Source organism: Pseudomonas bijieensis (assembly GCF_013347965.1).
Classification (GTDB): Bacteria; Pseudomonadota; Gammaproteobacteria; order Pseudomonadales; family Pseudomonadaceae; genus Aquipseudomonas; species Aquipseudomonas bijieensis.
Window position 1 is genome coordinate 1367145 of record NZ_CP048810.1, and the last position, 21388, is coordinate 1388532.

The 21388-nt window shown below is 61.6% G+C and carries 17 protein-coding genes; 9 read left to right on the forward strand and 8 right to left on the reverse strand.

Features of this window, described 5'->3' with window-relative positions:
• Nucleotides 1-109 precede the first annotated feature (109 nt).
• From GN234_RS05680 to GN234_RS05690, 3 genes are all read left to right on the forward strand, one after another.
• A complete protein-coding gene (locus GN234_RS05680; protein ID WP_176688052.1) occupies nt 110-1192 on the forward strand; it encodes a bifunctional transcriptional activator/DNA repair enzyme AdaA in 1083 nt (360 codons plus the stop codon).
• 23 nt (nt 1193-1215) lie between these two features.
• On the forward strand, nt 1216-1830 hold the full coding sequence (locus tag GN234_RS05685; protein ID WP_176688053.1) for a DNA-3-methyladenine glycosylase family protein: 615 nt from the start codon (nt 1216-1218) through the stop codon (nt 1828-1830).
• Nucleotides 1831-2031: 201 nt separating this feature from the next.
• On the forward strand, nt 2032-2520 hold the full coding sequence (locus GN234_RS05690) for a GFA family protein (RefSeq protein ID WP_176688054.1): 489 nt from the start codon (nt 2032-2034) through the stop codon (nt 2518-2520).
• Nucleotides 2521-2660: 140 nt separating this feature from the next.
• Here GN234_RS05690 and GN234_RS05695 read toward each other — a convergent pair whose 3' ends face one another.
• Nucleotides 2661-3266, reverse strand: a complete 606-nt coding sequence (locus GN234_RS05695) for a MiaE family protein (protein WP_109756020.1) — start codon at nt 3264-3266, stop codon at nt 2661-2663.
• Between the two features lie 178 nt (nt 3267-3444).
• Here GN234_RS05695 and GN234_RS05700 point away from each other — a divergent pair, with 178 nt between their 5' ends.
• Nucleotides 3445-4308, forward strand: coding sequence for a universal stress protein (locus GN234_RS05700; protein ID WP_109756019.1), 864 nt, complete (start codon nt 3445-3447; stop codon nt 4306-4308).
• Nucleotides 4309-4417: 109 nt separating this feature from the next.
• Here the strand turns inward: GN234_RS05700 and GN234_RS05705 are convergent, their stop codons facing one another.
• Entirely contained in the window at nt 4418-4888 is a 471-nt protein-coding gene (locus GN234_RS05705) for a DUF1289 domain-containing protein (RefSeq protein WP_109756018.1), read from the reverse strand.
• Nucleotides 4889-5296: 408 nt separating this feature from the next.
• Here GN234_RS05705 and acnB point away from each other — a divergent pair, with 408 nt between their 5' ends.
• Nucleotides 5297-7906, forward strand: a complete 2610-nt coding sequence (gene acnB / locus GN234_RS05710) for a bifunctional aconitate hydratase 2/2-methylisocitrate dehydratase (protein ID WP_109756017.1) — start codon at nt 5297-5299, stop codon at nt 7904-7906.
• Nucleotides 7907-8156: 250 nt separating this feature from the next.
• Here the strand turns inward: acnB and GN234_RS05715 are convergent, their stop codons facing one another.
• Nucleotides 8157-9437 (reverse strand): serine/threonine transporter, encoded by a 1281-nt coding sequence (locus GN234_RS05715; RefSeq protein ID WP_109756016.1) that lies wholly within the window; start codon nt 9435-9437, stop codon nt 8157-8159.
• Nucleotides 9438-9872: 435 nt separating this feature from the next.
• Here GN234_RS05715 and GN234_RS05720 point away from each other — a divergent pair, with 435 nt between their 5' ends.
• Nucleotides 9873-10826, forward strand: coding sequence for a 2-hydroxyacid dehydrogenase (locus tag GN234_RS05720; RefSeq protein WP_176688055.1), 954 nt, complete (start codon nt 9873-9875; stop codon nt 10824-10826).
• On the opposite strand, the gene tssA is transcribed toward GN234_RS05720, so the two are convergent.
• From tssA to GN234_RS05745, 5 genes are read right to left on the reverse strand one after another with little or no spacing between them, the layout of a single operon-like run.
• Nucleotides 10823-11911: a type VI secretion system protein TssA gene (gene tssA / locus GN234_RS05725; RefSeq protein ID WP_109756014.1), complete on the reverse strand. Its 1089-nt coding sequence runs from the start codon at nt 11909-11911 to the stop codon at nt 10823-10825. The genes GN234_RS05720 and tssA overlap by 4 nt on opposite strands.
• Entirely contained in the window at nt 11908-15732 is a 3825-nt protein-coding gene (locus GN234_RS05730; RefSeq protein ID WP_176688056.1) for a type VI secretion system protein, read from the reverse strand. Before GN234_RS05730 ends, tssA begins: the two co-directional genes overlap by 4 nt.
• The gene (locus GN234_RS05735; RefSeq protein WP_176688057.1) at nt 15729-16490 is read right to left on the reverse strand and encodes a DotU family type IV/VI secretion system protein; all 762 of its coding nucleotides are present in this window, start codon (nt 16488-16490) and stop codon (nt 15729-15731) included. The genes GN234_RS05730 and GN234_RS05735 overlap by 4 nt, the downstream gene beginning before the upstream one ends.
• Nucleotides 16491-16508: 18 nt before the next feature.
• The gene (tssK, locus tag GN234_RS05740; protein WP_116832166.1) at nt 16509-17840 is read right to left on the reverse strand and encodes a type VI secretion system baseplate subunit TssK; all 1332 of its coding nucleotides are present in this window, start codon (nt 17838-17840) and stop codon (nt 16509-16511) included.
• Nucleotides 17841-17892: 52 nt separating this feature from the next.
• On the reverse strand, nt 17893-18357 hold the full coding sequence (locus tag GN234_RS05745; RefSeq protein WP_109756010.1) for a type VI secretion protein: 465 nt from the start codon (nt 18355-18357) through the stop codon (nt 17893-17895).
• A 224-nt stretch (nt 18358-18581) separates the two neighbouring features.
• Here GN234_RS05745 and tssB point away from each other — a divergent pair, with 224 nt between their 5' ends.
• The 3 genes from tssB to GN234_RS05760 all read left to right on the forward strand — a co-directional run bounded on the left by tssB (nt 18582) and on the right by GN234_RS05760 (nt 21382).
• Complete coding sequence (gene tssB / locus GN234_RS05750) at nt 18582-19142, forward strand: type VI secretion system contractile sheath small subunit (RefSeq protein WP_109756008.1); 561 nt, start codon at nt 18582-18584, stop codon at nt 19140-19142.
• A 30-nt stretch (nt 19143-19172) separates the two neighbouring features.
• On the forward strand, nt 19173-20654 hold the full coding sequence (gene tssC / locus GN234_RS05755) for a type VI secretion system contractile sheath large subunit (protein ID WP_109756007.1): 1482 nt from the start codon (nt 19173-19175) through the stop codon (nt 20652-20654).
• A gap of 230 nt (nt 20655-20884) precedes the next feature.
• Entirely contained in the window at nt 20885-21382 is a 498-nt protein-coding gene (locus GN234_RS05760) for an Hcp family type VI secretion system effector (protein ID WP_109756006.1), read from the forward strand.
• The last annotated feature ends 6 nt before the right edge of the window (nt 21383-21388 follow it).

Below are 21388 nucleotides of genomic sequence, written 5' to 3' on the forward strand. Positions count from 1 at the left end.
TAAGACTCAGAGGTTCAATTTTTGTTCGTGAGCATCCGACCAAGTGCGCGGGGAATTCACTGTCGATTTTTCGGTGGAGTCATGGCGGGCACGGTTCTATGCTCGGCCCATGAACCTACAAGACTCGCTGCTCCCGCCCCATGCCGAGATGGTCCGCGCCATGCTCGAACGCGACACCGCCTACGAGGGGGTGTTCTTCACCGCGGTCAAGACCACCGGCATTTTCTGTCGCCCCAGTTGCACGGCGCGCAAGCCGAAACCGGAGAACGTCGAGTTCTTCGCCCATGCCGATGAAGCCCTGTCGGCCGGCTACCGGGCCTGCCTGCGTTGCAAGCCACTGGACGCCGCGGCCATCGCGCCGGACTGGATCCAGGCCCTGCTCAAGGCTGTAGACGCCGAGCCAGACCTGCGCTGGACCGACGCCCTGCTGCTGGAGCAAGGCATTGAACCGCTGAAATTGCGCCGCTGGTTCAAGCAACATTTCGGCATGACCTTCCACGCCTACCTGCGCACCCGCCGCCTGGGCATTGCCCTGGGCGGCATCAAGGAAGGCACCTCCATCGACAATGCCGCGTTCGATTCCGGTTATGAGTCATTGAGCGGTTTTCGTGACGCCTTCGTGAAATCCTTTCATATCACACCGGGTCGCGCGGCCCTCAGCGAACCCTTGCTGTTCACCCGCCTGACCACACCGTTAGGCCCCATGCTGGCCATGGCCGAACGACGGGGCCTGGTGCTGCTGGAATTCCTCGACCGCCCGGCCCTGACCAAGGAGTTGGAAGAGCTGCAACAACGCTACGGCTACACCGTTGCGCCGGGCCACAACGCGCATTTGCAACAGATCGAAACCGAACTGGCCGAGTATTTCGCCGGCAAGCTCACGGTATTCAAGGTCCCGTTGCACATGCCCGGCAGCGCCTTCGCCGTACGGGTCTGGGCTGAACTGCAAAAGATTCCCTACGGCGAAACCCGCAGCTATGGCGCTATCGCCACAGCCCTGGGCAGCCCTGGCGCCAGCCGCGCCGTGGGTCTGGCCAACGGGCAGAATCGCCTGGCCATCGTCATCCCCTGCCATCGGGTGATCGGGGCGGATGGCTCGTTGACCGGCTACGGTGGCGGACAACCGCGCAAGGCGTTTCTGCTGCGGCTGGAAAAAGCCGCCGTGCAGGTTTCGCTGCCCCTGGCATTTTGAGCGCTCCGGAGTAAGAACACCTGATGCCTGTGCCCTACCACGACGCCAGTATCTTCCTGGCAGGCCTCGACGAAGACTGGTGCCGTCATGTCGAGGCGATCGGCCCTTGTCTGCTGCTGCCCAAGCCAGCCCGCGAACCCTATGAAGCCCTGGTGCGGGCGATTGCCTACCAGCAGTTGCACGCCAAGGCCGGCGATGCGATTCTGCGGCGGTTGCTGGCGTTGTTCCCGGCGCAGACCTTCCCCAGGCCCGGGCAGATCCTGGCGACAGACGTTATGCAGTTGCGCAGCTGTGGTTTTTCCGCCAGCAAGATCGCGACCATCCAGGGCATCGCCCAAGCGGCCCTGGACGGGGTGGTGCCGGATTACGCCACCGCACGGGCGATGGAAGACGAAGCGTTGATCGAGCGCCTGGTCAGCTTGCGCGGCGTCGGGCGCTGGACCGTGGAAATGCTACTGATCTACAGCCTGGAACGACCCGACATCCTGCCGGCCGATGACTTCGGCGTACGCGAAGGTTATCGCCGACTAAAAGGGTTGGAGCAACAGCCCAGCCGCAAGCAAATGATTGAGATCGGGCGGGCATGGAGCCCTTATCGGACGGCAGCGGCGTGGTATTTGTGGCGGGTGCCCAGGTAATGTTGGCTGTACCGACGCCTTCGCGAGCAAGCCCGCTCCCACACTGACCGAGAGCGGGCAGAACATTTGCGACCGACACAAACTCCCTGTGGGAGCGGGCTTGCTCGCGAAGGCGGTCGCAGGGTCACTCTCAATTCAACGATCAAGACACCGACCGTCTAGGCTGTCCTGAGTCATTCCAATCCCCAATTGGAGGTTCCCATGCAGCTAGAAGGTTCCTGTCACTGCGGCGCGGTGTCGTTCACCCTCGACAGCGCTCATCCCTACCCCTACCAGCGCTGCTACTGCTCGATCTGTCGCAAGACCCAGGGTGGCGGCGGTTTTGCGATCAATCTGGGGGGCGATGCCCGAAGCCTGAAGGTGCGCGGGCGCAAGCACATCTCGATCTATCATGCGCGGCTCAAGGACGACGGCGATAAACGCGCCCACCGCAGCAGTGCCGAACGGCATTTCTGTGCCCTGTGCGGTTCGGGGCTCTGGCTATTCAGCCCTGAATGGCCGGAACTGGTTCACCCCTTTGCCTCAGCCATCGACACGCCATTGCCGGTGCCGCCGGAGCACACCCACCTGATGCTCGGCTCCAAGGCGCCATGGGTGGAAGTCGAGGCGCATCCTGGCGATCAGCGGTTCGAGGTCTACCCCAAGGAGTCGATTGCCCACTGGCATGAGCGCCTGGGACTGACCGGTTAAGAGGCAGAGCTGCAAACGGCCCTATCGCGAGCAGGCTCGCTCCCACATTTGATCTTCAGTGCTCACAAATAGCGTGTACACAGAAAATCCCTTGTGGGAGCGAGCCTGCTCGCGATGGCGTCAGCCCAGGTAACCCGGCACTACAAAGTCGGCACACCACTGTGGAACCGAAACTCCACATCCGGTGACTCGATCAACTCCCGCTCGGCGTCGCGGACCTTGTCGATCACTTGGGCAATGTCCTTGGCGTCGCCATACTGGTAAGCCAGTTTCAGATAACCCTGGAAATGCCGGGCTTCACTTTTCAGCAAGCCGAAATAGAACTTGCCCAGTTCCTCGTCCAGGTGCGGCACCAAGGCCTCGAAACGCTCGCAGCTACGGGCCTCGATGAAGGCGCCAACCACCAGGGTGTCCACCAGCTTGACCGGTTCGTGGCTGCGTACCACCTTGCGCAGCCCCGAGGCGTAACGCCCGGCGGAGAGCTGGCGCAAGCCAATCTTGCGCTTTTTCATCAGGCGCATGACCTGCTCGTGGTGCACCAGCTCTTCCCGGGCCAGGCGCGACATCAGGTTGATCAGGTCGACATGGGAGTGGTACTTGGCGATCAGGCTCAGGGCGGTACTGGCGGCCTTGAACTCGCAGTTCTTGTGGTCGATCAGCAACGTTTCCTGGTCGGCCAGCGCGGCCTGGACCCAGGCATCGGGGGTGCGGCAGCCGAGGAATTCGTGAATTTCGGGAAGATTCATGGGGCTCACGGGAAAAGGTAGTCGAGCGAAGGGCGCCGATTATACCGGCCTGCCCCCAGACCACCAGCCACCGCCGTTGATATGCGTCAAGTCGACGACTCACCCAGAGCAACTAGACTGTTCAACAATAACTACAGTTGAGCAACGCCAGCCTTTTCATTGCAGGAGAACGCCGATCATGCAAGCCATTCGCAGCATCCTGGTGGTCATTGAGCCCGAACATTCGGAAAGCCTGGCGCTCAAGCGCGCCAAACTGATCGCCGGAGTGACCCAGGCCCACCTGCACCTGCTGGTGTGTGACAAAAAGCATGACCATGCCGGCATGCTTAGCGTGCTGAAGGCCGCGCTATTGGCGGACGGCTACAGTGTCACCACCGAACAGGCCTGGAACGAAAGTCTCTACGAGACCATCATCGACGTGCAGCAGGCCGAAGGTTGCGGGCTGGTGATCAAGCAGCACTTCCCCGACAGCCCGCTGAAAAAAGCCCTGCTGACCCCGGCAGACTGGAAGCTGCTGCGCCACTGCCCGACCCCGGTGCTACTGGTGAAAACCGCCGGTTCCTGGAAAGACAAGGTGATCCTGGCGGCCGTCGATGTCGGCAATGCCGATGGCGAGCACCGCCATTTGCATAACACCATCATCGATCACGGCTATGACATTGCCCTGCTGGCCAAGGCGCACCTGCATGTGATCAGTGCCCACCCGACGCCGATGCTTTCGTCCGCCGACCCGACGTTCCAACTCAAGGAAACCATCGAGGCCAAGTACCGCGAACAATGCCGCGCGTTCCAGGCTGAGTTCGACATCGACGACCAGCATTTGCACATCGAAGAAGGCCCGGCGGACGTCTTGATTCCCTACATGGCGCGCAAGCTGCAGGCGGCGGTGACGGTGATAGGCACCGTGGCCCGCTCGGGGTTGTCCGGGGTCCTGATTGGCAACACCGCCGAAGCCGTGCTCGATACGCTGGAAAGCGATGTGCTGGTGCTCAAGCCCCAGGAAGTCGAGGATCATCTGGTGGAGTTGGCGACCAAGGATTGAGGTTTTGTATCCTCAAGATCGCCATCGCGAGCAAGCTCGCTCCCACACTGGCCCCAGGAAACCCACAAATCCCCTGTGGGAGCGAGCTTGCTCGCGATGCCTTTAAAGCTCAGCCGCCGATCGCATCCTTCAGGAACCCCGGTGCGATATAACGCTGGTAATGGGCTTCGGACAGGAGGAAGAATTCCCGATCAATGGCATCGCGCAGGTCCGGCAGTTCCCAGTCGCGGAACTCCGGCATCAGCACCATGCCATAGGCCTCCAGGTTGTTGATCACCCGCGCGCCCCGGGCGATCAACTGATAGGCCCAGCAATACTCCGACTGATGCGGCACGAAGCGGATCTTGCGCGATTCCAGTTGCTGGCGCAGCAATCCTGGGTCGAAAACCTCCAACTTGGCCACCATCACCTGCACCAGCAGTTGCTCCAGGCGCATCCACACCGCGCGTTTCTCCTCCTCGTTGTAGCCGTTCCAGTGAATCACTTCATGGTGGAACCGCTTGCAGCCACGGCACACCAGGTCACCGTAGACAGTGGAGCAAAGGCCGACGCAGGGGGTCTTGATGAGCTGGTTGGGCATAAGGAAAAGCACACGCAAAAGCAGGACAGGCCGGCATGTTAGCCCTTTGTCTAAGATTGATCACCCCTCAAACTTCCAGGCCCAACTTACCTTTAATTTTTTTTTCCCGTAGAATCAGCCAGCCTTTTAAGGCGCCAATGTCCGTTAGAAGCTGTTTTCAAAGCGTCACGAGCACAGTCGTTCCTTCAGAGCGGTGTTGGCGAAGGGTCTTTCCAGCGGGGAAAGCCCAACGCCAACCCTCATCAGCTCCCCGTTCTGCAGGCGTAAAACTTTGAAAGCAGCTTCTGTGAGGAACTTACGGAAACTCTGGCGTGGTGGCTCAAAAAGCCTCCGACGCGCATGAGTACCGTGGGTTTCTGGATGAGCGTCCCGGACACCCATTTGGGACCACTGATGAGGGTAATAACTGTGCTTGAAGCCTACCGCAAACATATCGAAGAGCGTGCAGCCCTGGGTATCGTTCCCCAGCCGCTCAACGCCGAACAAACCGCAGGCCTGATCGAGCTGCTGAAAAATCCTCCGGCTGGCGAAGAAGCTTTCCTCGTTGACCTGATCACCAATCGCGTTCCGCCTGGAGTCGACGAGGCTGCCTACGTCAAGGCCGGCTTCCTGTCCGCCCTGGCCAAGGGCCAGGCCCAATCCCCTCTGCTGGACAAGAAACGTGCCGTTGAACTGCTCGGCACCATGCAGGGCGGCTACAACATCGTGACCCTGGTGGAGCTGCTGGACGACGCCGAGCTGGCGCCGGTAGCCGCCGAAGAACTCAAGCACACCCTGCTGATGTTCGATGCCTTCCACGACGTGGCTGAAAAAGCCAAGAACGGCAACGTTCACGCCAAGGCCGTGCTGCAATCCTGGGCCGAAGGCGAGTGGTTCAAGAAGCGCCCGGTGCTGGCCGACAAGATCAGCCTGCGCGTATTCAAGGTGACCGGCGAAACCAACACCGACGACCTGTCCCCTGCTCCAGACGCCTGGTCGCGTCCTGACATCCCGCTGCACGCCCTGGCCATGCTGAAAATGGCCCGTGACGGCATCGTTCCGGACGAGCAAGGCAAGACCGGCCCGATGAAGCAAATCGAAGAAATGCGCGGCCAAGGCTTCCCGATCGCCTACGTCGGCGACGTGGTTGGTACCGGCTCCTCGCGTAAATCGGCGACCAACTCGGTGCTGTGGTTCTTCGGCGACGACATTCCTTATGTGCCGAACAAGCGCGCTGGCGGTTTCTGCTTCGGCAGCAAAATCGCTCCGATCTTCTACAACACCATGGAAGATGCCGGCGCACTGCCTATCGAGTTCGACGTTTCGAACATGAACATGGGCGACGTGATCGACCTGTACCCGCATGCCGGCAAAGTCTGCAAGCACGGTACCGACGAAGTCATCACCACCTTCGAAATGAAGACTCCAGTGCTGCTGGACGAAGTCCGTGCCGGCGGTCGTATTCCGCTGATCATTGGCCGTGGCCTGACCGAGAAGGCTCGCGCCGAGCTGGGCCTGCCACCTTTCGATCTGTTCAAGAAGCCTGAAGCTCCCGCTCAAAGCACCAAGGGTTTCACCCTGGCGCAGAAGATGGTCGGCAAGGCTTGCGGTCTGGCAGAAGGCAAAGGCGTACGTCCTGGCACCTACTGCGAACCGAAAATGACCACCGTGGGGTCCCAGGACACCACCGGTCCAATGACCCGCGACGAACTGAAAGACCTGGCGTGCCTGGGCTTCTCGGCTGACCTGGTGATGCAGTCCTTCTGCCACACCGCGGCTTATCCAAAGCCGATCGACGTGACCACCCACCACACCCTGCCTGACTTCATCATGACCCGCGGCGGTGTTTCCCTGCGTCCGGGCGACGGCATCATCCACTCGTGGCTGAACCGCATGCTGCTGCCAGACACCGTGGGTACCGGTGGTGACTCGCACACCCGTTTCCCGATGGGCATCTCGTTCCCGGCCGGCTCCGGCCTGGTCGCGTTCGCCGCTGCCACCGGCGTCATGCCGCTGGACATGCCGGAATCGATCCTGGTGCGCTTCAAAGGCAAAATGAAACCTGGCATCACCCTGCGTGACCTGGTTCATGCCATTCCGTACTTCGCCATCCAGAAGGGCCTGTTGACCGTCGAGAAGAAAGGCAAGAAAAACGCCTTCTCCGGCCGCATCCTGGAGATCGAAGGCCTGGAAGGCTTGACCCTGGAACAGGCTTTCGAATTGTCCGACGCCTCGGCCGAACGTTCGGCTGCCGGTTGCACCATCAAGCTGTCGAAAGAGTCGATCACCGAGTACCTGCAATCGAACATCACCCTGCTGCGCTGGATGATCGGCGAAGGCTACGGTGACGCACGTACCCTGGAGCGTCGCGCCCAAGCGATGGAAGCCTGGATCGCCAACCCGCAACTGATGGAAGCCGATGCCGACGCCGAATACGCCGAAGTCATCGAAATCGATCTGGCCGACATCAGCGAGCCTGTGCTCTGTGCGCCGAACGACCCGGACGACGCCCGCCTGCTGTCCAGCGTTGCTGGCGAGAAGATCGACGAAGTGTTCATCGGTTCGTGCATGACCAACATCGGTCACTTCCGCGCTGCCGGTAAGCTGCTGGATCAGGTCAAGGGTCAGCTGCCAACCCGTCTGTGGCTGTCGCCGCCGACCAAGATGGACGCTCACCAACTGACCGAAGAAGGCTACTACGGCATCTACGGCAAGGCCGGCGCACGGATGGAAATGCCAGGCTGCTCGCTGTGCATGGGTAACCAGGCACGCGTCGAGCCGAACTCCACCGTGGTGTCGACTTCGACCCGTAACTTCCCGAACCGTCTGGGTGACGGCGCGAACGTCTACCTGGCTTCGGCCGAACTGGCGTCCGTTGCGTCCATCCTGGGTCGCCTGCCGACCGTCGAGGAGTACATGGAATACGCCGGCAAGATCGACAGCATGGCAGCGGACGTATACCGCTACCTGAGCTTCGACCAGATCGCCGAGTTCCGTGAAGCCGCTGCAAACGCCAACATCCCGGTCGTTCAAGCCTAACGCTTCAACGCCCGACTAAAAACGCCGCCCTTCTTGCGAGGGGCGGCGTTTTTTTATGCTTGGGATTCCGATGCTAGCCGGCTACCGCTATCGCGAGCAGGCTCGCTCCCACAGGGGATATGTGGTGAATATATGAACACCCGCAACCCCATGTGGGAGCGAGCCTGCTCGCGATGACGGCAGCACATCCAACATCAATGCAAGCCGCCCCACCACTTTCGCGAGCAAGCCCGCTCCCACAAGGGTCCGGTCAGGCCAAGAGGGAGTAGACCAGCGCAGTAATCGCCACCAGGCCCACCAGCACCACGAAGACATTCGACGCCTGGCCACGATAGCGGGCCATGGCCGGAACTTTACGGATGGCATACATCGGCATCAGGAACAGGATGGCCGCGATGACCGGGCCGCCCAGGGTTTCGATCATGCCCAGGATGCTCGGGTTGAGCGTGGCGACGATCCAGCACACCACCAGCATGAACGCAGCGGTAAGGCGGTCCAGGGTCTTGGGCGCCGGGCGACGACCGCTTTTGACGATCAGGCCCTTGAGGCCTTCGCTGGCGCCGATGTAGTGCCCCAGGAACGATTTGGAAATGGCGACAAACGCAATCAACGGCGCGGCAAAAGCGATGGTCGGGTTGCTGAAATGGTTGGCCAGGTACGACAGGATCGACAGATTCTGCGCCTTGGCCTCAGCCAGTTGTGCCGGGGACAAGGTCAACACGCAACTGAACACGAAAAACAGCACCATCACCACCATCAGCACATGGGCGCGCGACAGGATCTGCGAGCTGCGCTCCTCAGCGTTGGCACCATAGCGACGCTTCTGGTCCACCGCAAACGCCGAGATGATGGGTGAGTGGTTGAACGAGAACACCATCACCGGGATCGCCAGCCACAAGGTATGCAGCAACGCCGAAGCTTCAGGCGGCGTGGACGCCGTGGTCAGGATGCCGCCGCTCCAGTGGGGAATCAGGAACACCGCCAGGAACAACAGCGCAACGATGAACGGGTAGACCATCAGGCTCATGGCCTTGACGATCGCCTGCTCGCCGCAGCGCACCACCGCCAGCAGGCCCAGGATCAGCACCAACGACAGCACAGCCCGAGGGGGCGCCTGGATATGCAACTGATGCTCCAGGAAACTGCCCACCGTGTTGGTCAACGCCACGCTGTAGATCAGCAGGATCGGGAAAATGGCAAAGAAGTACAAAAGCGTGATCAACGCACCGGCCTTGAGGCCGAAATGTTCTTCCACCACATCGGTGATGTCCGCACCGTCGCGACCGGACAACACAAATCGGGTCAGGCCCCGGTGGGCATAGAACGTCATGGGGAACGCCAGCAACGCCAGGATCAGCAGCGGCCAAAAGCCGCCCAGGCCCGCATTGATCGGTAAAAAAAGCGTACCTGCACCAATCGCGGTGCCAAACAGACCCAGCATCCACGTGGTGTCCTGACGACTCCATTGGCTGAGGGTGGCTGGGACAGTCGTTTCAAAGCGCTCTTCGACGCTATTGGCCTGATCATTCATCCGGGCGGATCTCCGTATTCCGGTCACATGCACCCGGTCGGGACGAGTCAGAAAAACCCGACAGGCAGCGCCCCGACCGAAACAGGGGCGCGATTGTCCGGGATTAGCGAGCAGAAGCAAAGACTTAGCTGAGGAGCGGTTATGCGGATCAGATTACTGTCATAAAAGATGCCCCCGCATTCCCTGTGAGAGCGAGCGTACTCGCGAAAGCGAAGGATCAATCGACATTCATGTTGGATGTACCGTCGCGCTCCCACAGTTGGATTGCAGTACGACCGCCAGAGCCAGGTCGGCTGTCAGGCCGCCACAGCGAGCAATCCCTCGCAAGAACGACACCAAAACCGAAATGCACATAAAAAGCCGCAACCCCCTGCCCTCTGCTCCTACAATCAGGTTGAATACTTGCAATCACCCCAGCACCCACAGGAGCCCAGCATGACTGCAACCGTTCTGGTACTGGTTGAAACCGTCAATGAGTACCTGCCGATTCTTGAGCGGCAGGGGTATCACCTGGAATTGGCGCCCACGCCTGCCGAACGCAAGACAGCGATTTTCGAACACGGTGAACGCTTCAGCGCGGTGCTGACCCGCGGCCCCCTGGGTTTGACGGCGGAAGAAATCACCGCCCTGCCCATTTTGCAGATCATTTGCGTGATCGGCGCCGGTTACGAACAAGTGGACCTGCAGGCCGCGCGCAATCGGGGCATCGTGGTAACCAACGGCGCCGGGGTCAACGCCTCGTCGGTGGCCGACCATGCCATGGCGCTGCTGCTGGCGCTGGTACGCGACATTCCCCGGGCCGACGCATGCGTGCGCCGTGGCGAATGGCCCAAGGTCATGCGCCCTTCCCTGGCCGGCAAGCGCCTGGGCGTGCTGGGCCTGGGCGCGGTGGGCATGGCGATCGCCAAGCGGGCCGCCCTCGGGTTCGACATGAGCGTCAGCTACCACAATCGCCAGATGCGCAACGACGTACCCTACACCTACTGCGCCACGCCCACGGAACTGGCCCGCGTCTCGGATTTCCTGATCGTCGCCACGCCCGGCGGCCTGGACACCCGGCAGTTGATCAACAAACAGGCCCTCGATGCCTTGGGACCCAATGGTTTCCTGGTGAACATCGCCCGTGCCAGCGTAGTCGCCACCGCCGACCTGATCAGCGCCCTGGAGCAACGGCGAATCGCTGGCGCGGCCCTGGATGTGTTCGATCACGAGCCCGAAGTGCCCGACGCGCTGAAACATCTGCCCAACGTCGTGCTGACGCCCCATGTGGCCGGCCTGTCGCCGGAAGCAACGCGTGGCACGGTGGAGCTGGTGGGCCAGAACCTGAACGCGTTTTTTTCCGGCAAGCCGGTGTTGACGCCAGTACCGTTACCCGACGCGCAGCCTTAAAGCACCCCCAGCAATGTCCATAACCGCCGGGATTCGGCATCGGCACTGATCAGTTCCCCCAGCAACTCGCTCAACGGCTTGTTGCCCCACTCCACGCCGCGCCGGATCAGATAGGGCACCGGGCTGTGGGGTTCTGTACGGGCCAGGTAACCGGCGATGACCAGTAGCTGTCGATAGGCCTCCTCACGATTGGCCGGCTCCTGGAAAACCTGGGCAGGTGCCACGTTCGCCTGCGCCCGGTCAGGTTCAAGCGTAACCGTGGGTGAAGTTTGCACCGGCAAGACAGTGGGTTGCTGTGGATTCATCGCGATGAACTCCTCTACCAGGGCCAGCAAGGCCTGAATCACATCCCGCAGGGATTTGTAGCCTGGGGCCAGGTTGCCCAAGTAAGCGTCGCTCCAGGCTTCGAGCCGTTGCAGGTGTTGCAGGCTCAACATCAGGCTGCCCTGGCGATGCAACCAGAATGACAAGGGTGTGCTGCGAATCAGTTCACTGAGTTTCTTCTGATCATTGCGCGCCGCTTCCGCCGACGCCTTGGCGTTCTTGCTGTCGTTGCCCAACACTTGCTGGCGCTGCAAGCGTTGCCAGTCGTCCAGACAGAAACCGGAGAACTCCTGGTCCCGGCCATCGAGCAATGGCACGCGCGTCAGCAACACCTCACTGTAGCGACGGGCCAGCCATTCCAGCGGGATCACCCGCCACGACTGGTCGCCTTCATCGGCCTGGGGGTGCAACTGCTCCGGGTAGCGCTCACACAGCCCCGCCACCAGCGCCAGGCTACCCGGCAACCCCTCCAGCCCGGCCATATGCAACCAGGCCTCCCCCAGCCAGGCGCTGATCATCAGGTCCTTGCTGCGCTCCAGCAGCAACATGGTTGCCAGTCGTTCCAGGTCTGGCCATAGGGCGCGCTTGATCGAAGACTGCCACACGCCCGTGGGCAGGCTGGTGTCGTCCTCCCGGCGCAATTCGCGCAACTGATCATATTCCGGTTCGTAGCGCAGGTCCTGGCCACAAGGCGATTCAGCGCTGATCGGCTCGAGCAATTGGCTGACCAGTTCAGGTAAAGGCGATATCGGCAAGCTCACAAGCCTTCCTCACGAGTGGCGATGGCGGGACTCGATGAGGTCGCCATGAAAGGTGAACGGGGCGCCCGCGTCGGCAGCGGTGGGATCGACAAGGGCAGCTTGGAGCCCTGGCTCATCAACGACAGGCGCACGAACATCAACGTTTGCTGCGCCGTGCGGGCCTGGGTCTGGGCGGTCACCGGCAATTGCAGGGCCAGGGGAAAATCGGTGTAGTCGACATTCGGCTGGCGCTGGCTCGTCACCAACGAGCGCATCAGGCGCAGTAATGACCATGGCCCCTGGTATTCCCAACCGGCCTCCAGGTCGCGCACCACCAGGTTCGGTTGCAACGGGTCGTTGGCCGGACGCTGGTAACCGTTGCGGGCCCAACGCAAAGTCAGGCGCACGGGCTGGCCGACCATCCAGCGCAGGTTCTGCTGGCCGCCGCCGGGGTAGCTGATCTGCTGGTTGCCGGCGTCCAGGCTCCAGGCGATCACCTGGTCGGCGCCGCGCTCTTCATCGCGATCGGTACGCCAGCGCACGTCCATTTCCACACCCAGGATGCCACTCTTGTCGCGCACGAACAGCGGCCCGAGCCAGGCCCCGGCCTGTTTCAAACGGTTGAGAAAATCCTCGGCCGCCAATCGCTCCGGCACCTGGCTCAACGTCAGCCCGGCCTGGGCCAGGGGCAGGCGTGTATCGATCAGCTCGAGCAAATGCTGGACCCGCGCCGGGTCGGCATCGCTGGCCCGCACATCCTGGGAAAACGGAAAGCGTCCGGCCAGGTATTGATTGAAATAGTTGGCCAGGTCATTCCAGGCAGTCGCGGCCTGGTTCTGTTGCAGGTACAGGCAACGTTGCAGGGCGCCCTGCTGCAACGCGACGGTGCGCAGGGCCAGGTCACCGCGCCCGCCGGGCAAACTGGAGGTCTGCAGGATCTGCGCGCAGGAGGTGGTGTCCATGGCGATAAAGTCCCGGCTCACCAATTGTTCCAGTTGGGCCGCCGAGCTGGCCGGGTTCTGGTTCTTGTACTTGAGCAATTCATCGTTGAGGGCCATGAAGCGAGCCACCTGGTCGTGCTCCAGGGCCGACAGATTGTCCTGCTGGACGATCAGCCATTCCAGCGCGGGCATTCGCTGCTCGGCGATCTGCAGCATCGCGCCGAATTGCTGGTTCAGGTTCAGCTTCAGGTCTTGTGGATCGCTGGCTCCGTAGAGCAGCAGGCCGAAGTTTTTCGAGCCGTCCCAACGCTGGATATCGGCCCGTTGACTGAACAGCGGCTGGGCATCGATCTCGTCCAGGCCACTCTTGATCTGTGCCAATGCCCGGCGATTGAGCAGACGCTGGAAACGTATCGCCAGGTCGCCACGGTGCACGTCCATGAAAGCTTTTTGCAGCGTAACCGCCTGGGCCGTTTGCACATTGAAGCCCATACCGGGCAACGACTCGTCGCTTTCGTCCAGGCTCAACCACATAGCCCGGGCCGCGGCGCCTTCAGCGGCCTGCATCAGCGCGTCACGGTAATCCGGCGGGATGCGCGGCAGCTCCTCGTTGGCGTAACTCTTGTAGCTGGCGAAGTAGTTCAGGGCAACACTGAAATCATCGCTGCCGTCGCCCTGGCCCATCGAATCGGCATTACTGCCCGAGGGATCCTTCTGCAACGCCAACGCCACGAAATCACGCTTGAACAAGGCTTGTACCGCACCGTCCAGCGCCGTGACATGGTCTTGCAGCACCAGCAGGCCACTGCCCTGTTGCACCAGCAGATTGTCCCGGGAACCGGTCTGGACGATCCACTGGTCACGAAAGCTCTGCTGCAACTTCGCCGCCTGGCTCTCCAGGTCCTGTTCGATATCCGGGCCAAGCAAGGTGCTGTGGCTGACCTTGTCCATCATCTGGGTGTAACCGGGCACCAAATCCTGGCCCTTGCCCCGGCCCCAGGCCGAATTGGTCAGGCTGACCAGCGTCTGCAAGTCATCGATCAACGCCATCAGGTCTTCGAGCTCATTCAAGGAGTTACCACTCCCCGCCTCCAACCGTTGCAGATGCAGCTTGAGGTAGCCGGCCTGGCGCACGAAGTTATCCGCCAGGAAATAATGATCGAGCCAGCGCTGCATCAGGCCGGTGAAATTATCGGAAATCGCCGGACGCACGGCGTTCAGGTCCAGCCCTTTCAAGTCGGTGTTTTGCGCATCGAACAGCACCCGGTTGTAGAACCGCGCCCGGCTCAAGGTTCCCGTGTTGAGGTTCAATGACAGGGCGTTGTTGCTCAGTTGCACCAGCTCATCCAGCGGCGCCTTGGGGTTGTTTATCGCCTGGCTGAACAGCTGATTGTGTTGCTCCAGGCGCACAGCCCGCTCCACCAGATCCTTGGCCTTCACGTAGCTTTGCCATTGCGCCGGGTCTTCACTTTCCACGTTGCCCCGGCGCTCGGTGTTGCGGATGGACTTGAGTTGTTCCAGGTCCCAGTTCAGCAGGTCACGCAACGGCAATACCCAATGGTGCCGGGCGGTCAGGCGCAAGCCCTGCTCCAATTGCGTGTCCACCGAGGAGAACCACGAAGTGGGAAAGACCACCGAGACGAAGCGCCAGCGCGGGGCTTTTTCCAAGACGTTCCAGTAGTTCTGTACGTTGTGCCGGGTCGGTTCCAGTTGTGGCTCGTCCGAGTCGACCACCAGATGGTTCTTATGGGCACTGAGGATCAACCGCGAGAGCTCCTCGGCCTCCTCCACCGAATCGTGCCAGACCCACAACATGCCCCCCAGCCAGACCAGGCCGACCACCAACGCGACCGCGCCGGCCAGTCGATGCCAGCGCTGGCGCAAACGCAGCAGACGCGGTACGGGTTGGGCCAGGCCACGCTCGGCCACCAAGCGACGTGACCACAGTTGCCGAGCGAAAACCGTCTGCCGCAGAACGTTGTCAGTGGCCGCAAACCCATCTCCTGTAACCGCCGGCGCTTGGCTGGCGGTGAAATAGACACCCCGAAAACGCGGTGCTTCGCCCTGGGTGTTACCTTGGAAAACCGGCTCCAGCAGAATCTGCAGGGTCCGCCGCAAACCTTCGAAACGCTCGGGCAACCCGTAAAGATCGGCGCTCAGTTGTCCCGACAACGCACCGATCTCAATGATCGATTGCGACAGCGCAGCGTTGACCTGATCCAACGCCTGGTCACTCCACTGCGATTGCCAGGCCGCATCCGGCAAGTAGGGCGAAGACCAGCCCAACGTCGATTCCCGGGCCTCGGCAGGCAACGCGCTGACCAGTTCCTGGAATCCGGGCAACTGCTCCATCCCAGTCACCACCACGTACACCGGCAGGCTGAGACCGAAGCGTTGCAGAAGGTCGATAAAACCGCGCCGGGCCTTGAGGCTCAACTCAGTGGCATGTTCGATGTCATCGAGCTTGCCGAACGGGACCGTCCAGATCACCGCGTCCAGAGGCCGTCTGCTGCGCAGTCGCAGAATCAATCCCAGCAAGCGCCACCAATTGCCCCGTTGCCGGTTCATGCCTTCATCGGGCAAGAACAACGCCTGGGGCACCACCAGCACCGCGCCTTCGGTATCCGACCACCAGCGCCCGAACCATGCGACCTTGTCGGTGGGTTGCAAACGCCACTGGGCACACAGCTGCGCGCCGTCCGCTTCGTTGCCCAGCATCATCAGCCAGGGCATCTGATAACGATCCCGGGTGCCCTGCTCCTGCTCCATGTGGCGCACCGCCCCATAGAAACTGCGGATCGCCGCTCCACCCTGGGTACGCAGCCACCAGATCCCGGCCACGACCAACAGCACCAGGACGATGGCGAGCAAGACCAGGGCGAAGACGCTCAGGGGACTCATGAATCCTGCTCCTGGACCGCCGACTCGTTCAGTTGCAGGACCGGTTCGAGGGCCGAACCAATATCGCGCCAGAACACCTGTCCCAGCCCGGTCAGCAGCAGCACCATTGCCAGGATCGCCAGCCCCAGGCGAACCCCGTCCGGCAGTGACTGTTGCCCCGGCATACGCATCGGCGCTGCCGCCGAAGGCAGCGCCAGGCGCTGGCTGACATCGACATAATCGGGGTCGTGCTGCCAGGCAAAGGTGAACAACGCCAGGCGCCATTTTTCATGCTGGACCTGACCGGGCTCACCGCGCAGCCGCCCCTGAAAGCCGAGGATCAGGCATTGCAGATAGACATTCGCCAGGTCCCGGGTACCGGGCATCTGCTCGTCGAGCAGTTTCTTGATCGCCGCAGGCAAGCGCTCGCCAGCCTGGCGACTGGCATACATACGCGATTCGAGCGGGTGCTGCTGCCAAGCCAGTTGTCCCGGCCAGGGGGTGAACAGCAAGGTTTCGTCCACCAGCGCCACGAACGCATAGACCAGCGCCTTGACCTGCTCGGTGGCGGCATCGCCGACGGTGGCGAAGGCCACCCGCCACAGACGCTGGGCGCTGCGTCCGGAAAACTCCACCACCCGATTGACCAATACCGCAGGGTCGCTGTCCTTGGGCAAGTCCTGCCACTCCTGGGACCACTTCAGCCAAGCCTGACGAAAAGCGCTGCTCAGCGGCGCCTCATGCAGACTCCGAACCGCCCCGCCACTTCCGTCAGGCATACGACTCCCCTTTTGCGATCAGGCACCTTCACCGGCTTGCGCCACGAACAACACCACTTGCCACGGGCTGCTGGCCTGGGCCGACGCCGGCGCCACGATGTGCAACGGCAACTGCCCGTCGAACCATTGCCCGCTGGCGGCCACCACGAACAACCGGGTGTCATCGCCCACGCTGTAGGCCACCTGTTCGTTGCGACTCATGGCCTGATGGGGCAAGCCACTCATGCGCTGGCGGCTCAACAACGGCACGTGCGGCGCGGACGCGATGATCGCCCCACGCAGCCACTCGGCTGCGGCCTGCTCACTGGCCCCGTTGGGCATGCGCAAACCGATCACCAGGCGTTGGTTCGGCTGATCGTCGGGCAACTGGATCGAGAACACCTGCTCATTGCGCTCGAAGGCCAGGCTGCGATAGCCGGCGCGAACCAGCTCCAGGGTATCTTCCAACCAGTCGAGCAGCGGCTCGTAGCCGCGCTGCAACTCCAGAAAATCCAGGGGTGCGAAGGCCGGCACGCCCGCCAGTGGATCGAGGGCCGACCAAGCACCGGCCAACCCCAGCAGCAAGCCATAGAGCGATTGCGGGGTCGCCACCCGGGTGTTCAGTGCGCCTTCGATTTCCGGCAACCGCGCCCACAACGCGGTCAATTGCCGGCGGATTTCCATGGCATCGTCCTGGTTCCCGGCGGCCTGGGCCTGACGCAGCCGACCGGCGAGAAACAGGCACTTTTCCCGGGCCCGGGCACACAGCCCGGCGACGCGCCGACCGAGTTCCGACTCTGGCAGCAGCACGGGCGTGGGCGGCGTATAGGGCACCCGCAAAAAGCCACCACCCTCCTTGCGAATACGCAACAGCGGCAGGCAGATCGAATCGGCTTTGCTCAGTTGCGTGCACAGCCGTGGGTTCGGACGCCAGACAGTGATCGATTCAGGAAATTCGCCACTGGTGAGATCCGGCAACGCCTCGCCGACCACCGATTGCAACCGGCCCTTGAGCGGCAGCAATTGCCCGGCACGCCAGAGCGGGCTGATGGCCAGGTAGACGGTCACGGTGGCGTCGTCGGTCTTGTTGACCGCCTCGCCGATGTCCAGCTCCAGGGTCGGCCCGACGCCGGCCTGCAGGTTGACCGGCAAGCCATCCGGCAAGGTGCCTTGCAGTTGCAACAGTCGTACCTGGCCGGCGCTGAGAGCCGAAGGGTCGACTTCCAATTGGCTGACACCCCAGAACCAGGGATTGCAGGCTCCGGCGAAATGCGCGGCCAAGGCCTCGGCACGCAGCCCTTGTAATTGAAAATGCTGGGGCAGTAACTGCATGCCCTCATGCCAACACACCGCGTCAGGTAACAGACTCATACGACTCCCTTCGACATCCCAATGTCGCCGCCCGTGGCGGCCCGCGGTTTACTCAAGGCTGACTGTCACCCTGCTGGCCGTCATTCACGAGGGTCATCTCGCGACTGTCGAACTTCAGCCAGGCCTTGTGCTGATCGTCCAGCCGAAGCCGGTGGGCTCCGGGAGTGTTATAGCTGGCGAAGACCAAAAGTCCAGCGGCGCGCCGGCCCTCCAGCGGGAAGGGTTGGCGATCGATGAATTGCCCTGGAACCAGCTCCAGCCCCCATACCGACATGAGTTGACGATAGTCGCGCTGGAACTGTTCGCGCTCGGCGAACCACTGGCTGGCGGTGATACCCGATAGCTGCTTGAGCAGGTCCGGGTCGTTCACGGCGATGAAATCCACCGCGATCGGCGTGTCGTCATTGGCACGGGGCGCGACGTCCAGGGTCAGGCTGTCCAGGTCGACACTGGGGGCAAAAAGCGAGCACCCGGTGAGCGCCAGGCTCAAAAAAAATCCGCAAAAAAAACCACGCAAAATGAATCTTCCTTTTCTCGGCGGTCAAAAATTGTTTTTGCTTGCTTTTTTATAGACCTGTTCTAGCGTCTTGGATAGTTCGACCCACAGGGTTGAATGGACCAGGTTCGTCAAGGGAATGACAGGTTTTCTGCCGCCCATTTGCAACCTGCGGATCAGCAAGGGAATGCGATGAGCGGGCCTCCCGATGCATTGCTCCCCCACATGCATCGGAGTCGGCCGCCATGGCAGAAAGTACCCAGCACAAGCTCGACAGAGTCCGTCCTCCCCGCGTCCAGATCACCTATGACGTGGAAATCGGCAACGCCATTGAGAAAAAAGAATTGCCACTGGTGGTCGGCATTCTGGCCGACCTTTCGGGCAAGCCACTGGAGCCGCTGCCCAAGCTCAACGAGCGGCGCTTCACGGAAATCGATCGGGATAATTTCAACGAGGTACTCGCTTCCATCTCCCCCCGCGCCACGCTCCAGGTGAACAACACCCTCAGCGGCGACGACAGCAAGCTCAACATCGAACTCAACTTCCGTCACATCGATGACTTCGACCCGGTCAAGGTCGTGGAGCAGGTCACGCCGCTGCGCCGGCTGTTCGAAGCTCGTCAACGCCTGCGGGACCTGTTGACCAAGCTCGATGGCAACGACGACCTCGACAAGCTGCTGCGCGACGTGATCGCCAACACCGAAGGCCTGCAAGAGATCAAGTCGGCGCGGCCCCAGGATGCAGCGCAAGAGCTGCCGACGGTGGCCGCCAACGATGACCCGGCCCCGACCGAACCACAGGCCTGATCGTGCTCATCATTCAAGGGAGATAAAGCCATGCCTGCTTCATCCAGCGCTCAAACCAGCGAGAGCACGACCCAGACCCTGTCCCTGCTCGACAAGATCATCGCCGAAGGCCGCATGGCCCACGACGACAGCCAGCAGGACTACGCCCGCGACATGCTCGCTGAATTTGCTACCCAGGTCCTCGACGAAGGCATGGCCATCGACAAGGACACCGTGGCGATGATCAACGACCGCATCAGCCAGATCGATCAGTTGATCAGCGCCCAGCTCAACGAAGTGCTGCACCACCCCGACCTGCAAAAACTCGAGGCCTCCTGGCGCGGCCTGCACCTGCTGGTGCAGAACACCGAAACCAGCACCCGGCTCAAATTGCGCCTGCTCAACGTCACCCAGAAAGAACTGCAGAACGACCTGGAAAAAGCCGTCGAATTCGACCAGAGCGCGCTGTTCAAGAAAATCTACGAGGAAGAATACGGCACCTTCGGCGGACATCCGTTCAGCCTGCTGGTGGGCGACTACACCTTTGGCCGCCACCCCCAGGACATCGGCCTGCTGGAAAAACTGTCGAACGTCGCCGCGGCGGCGCACGCACCGTTCATTGCCGCCGCCAGCCCGCGCTTGTTCGACATGACCAGCTTCACCGAACTGGCGATACCCAGAGACCTGTCGAAGATTTTCGAGAGTCAGGAACTGATCAAATGGCGCGCCTTCCGTGAAAGCGAAGACTCGCGCTACGTATCCCTGGTGCTGCCACATTTCCTGCTGCGCCTGCCCTATGGTCCGGACACCTTGCCGGTGGAGGGCATCAACTACGTCGAAGACGTCAACGGTACCGACCACAGCAAATACCTGTGGGGCAACGCCGCTTGGGCGCTATCGCAACGCATCACCGAAGCCTTCGCCAAATATGGCTGGTGCGCGGCGATTCGCGGGGCCGAGGGCGGCGGCGCGGTCGAAGGCCTGCCCGCCCATACCTTCCGTACCAGTTCCGGGGACCTGTCGCTCAAGTGCCCGACCGAAGTGGCGATCACCGACCGCCGCGAAAAAGAACTCAACGACCTGGGCTTCATCGCCCTGTGCCACAAGAAAAACAGCGATGTGGCGGTGTTCTTCGGCGGCCAGACCACCAACAAGGCCAAGCTCTACAACACCAACGAGGCCAACGCCAACGCGCGGATCTCGGCAATGTTGCCGTATGTCCTCGCGGCCTCGCGTTTCGCCCATTACCTGAAGGTGATCATGCGCGACAAGGTCGGCAGCTTCATGACCCGCGATAACGTGCAGACCTACCTCAACAACTGGATCGCCGACTACGTGCTGATCAACGACAACGCGCCGCAAGAGATCAAGGCGCAATACCCGTTGCGCGAAGCGCGAGTGGACGTGACGGAAGTGGCAGGCAAACCGGGGGCCTACAAGGCCACGGTATTCCTGCGGCCGCACTTCCAGCTTGAGGAACTGACCGCCTCGATCCGCCTGGTGGCGACCCTGCCGCCACCAGTGGCTGCCTGATCACGGTGTGGCTGTGTGGCTGGAGCTTTTTGTGGCGAGGGAGCTTGCTCCCGCTGGACTGCCCGGCAGTCCCAAAAAACAGGGCCGCTTCGCGCCCCAGCGGGAGCAAGCTCCCTCGCCACAAAAGCTCCTTCGCCACAAAAAGCTCTAGCCACAGCAGTTCCCTGGCCACAGGTTAATTCATCGGTATCGGGCACTACCTCATTCGTCTTCTTCAGGAGTTCCACACAATGGATGCAATCATTCTCGACCTCGGCGGCGACATCAAGGGCGACAGCCTGCTGGAGGGTTTCACGGACAAGATCGAGGTCATGTCCTACAGCCACAACGTGGCGATGCAGGTCACCAATGACGTCAGCAACTCGGAGCGCACCTCCGGCCGGCCCCACATCGGCGAGTTCACCCTGACCAAATTCATCGACAGCTCCACCCCTTCCCTCAACGAGTATTGCTGCGCCGGCAAGCCGATCCCACAAGCTGTCATCACCATTGGCCGCAACGCCGCCGAGGGCAGCGGCAAACTCATGCCGTTCATCATCTACACCCTGACCAACGTGGTGCTGTCCAACGTCAGCGTCAGCGGCGGCACCGGCGGTAAACCGGTGGAAACCCTGTCGCTGAACTTCACCAAGATCAAATGGGAGCTCACCGCGCAGAAAGACGACGGCACCAAGGAAGGCACGGCGGGCACGACCTGGGACCTGGCCGCCAACAAAATGACCAAGTAAGGAAGC

Excerpts from the sequence above, each read along its gene's own strand:
- GN234_RS05680 (WP_176688052.1), top strand. The coding sequence starts at position 110 with ATGAACCTACAAGACTCGCTGCTCCCGCCCCATGCCGAGATGGTCCGC.
- GN234_RS05685 (WP_176688053.1), top strand. The coding sequence starts at position 1,216 with ATGCCTGTGCCCTACCACGACGCCAGTATCTTCCTGGCAGGCCTCGAC.
- GN234_RS05690 (WP_176688054.1), top strand. The coding sequence starts at position 2,032 with ATGCAGCTAGAAGGTTCCTGTCACTGCGGCGCGGTGTCGTTCACCCTC.
- GN234_RS05695 (WP_109756020.1), bottom strand. The coding sequence starts at position 3,266 with ATGAATCTTCCCGAAATTCACGAATTCCTCGGCTGCCGCACCCCCGAT.
- GN234_RS05700 (WP_109756019.1), top strand. The coding sequence starts at position 3,445 with ATGCAAGCCATTCGCAGCATCCTGGTGGTCATTGAGCCCGAACATTCG.
- GN234_RS05705 (WP_109756018.1), bottom strand. The coding sequence starts at position 4,888 with ATGCCCAACCAGCTCATCAAGACCCCCTGCGTCGGCCTTTGCTCCACT.
- GN234_RS05715 (WP_109756016.1), bottom strand. The coding sequence starts at position 9,437 with ATGAATGATCAGGCCAATAGCGTCGAAGAGCGCTTTGAAACGACTGTC.
- GN234_RS05720 (WP_176688055.1), top strand. The coding sequence starts at position 9,873 with ATGACTGCAACCGTTCTGGTACTGGTTGAAACCGTCAATGAGTACCTG.
- GN234_RS05730 (WP_176688056.1), bottom strand. The coding sequence starts at position 15,732 with ATGAGTCCCCTGAGCGTCTTCGCCCTGGTCTTGCTCGCCATCGTCCTG.
- GN234_RS05735 (WP_176688057.1), bottom strand. The coding sequence starts at position 16,490 with ATGCCTGACGGAAGTGGCGGGGCGGTTCGGAGTCTGCATGAGGCGCCG.
- tssK (WP_116832166.1), bottom strand. The coding sequence starts at position 17,840 with ATGAGTCTGTTACCTGACGCGGTGTGTTGGCATGAGGGCATGCAGTTA.
- tssB (WP_109756008.1), top strand. The coding sequence starts at position 18,582 with ATGGCAGAAAGTACCCAGCACAAGCTCGACAGAGTCCGTCCTCCCCGC.
- tssC (WP_109756007.1), top strand. The coding sequence starts at position 19,173 with ATGCCTGCTTCATCCAGCGCTCAAACCAGCGAGAGCACGACCCAGACC.
- GN234_RS05760 (WP_109756006.1), top strand. The coding sequence starts at position 20,885 with ATGGATGCAATCATTCTCGACCTCGGCGGCGACATCAAGGGCGACAGC.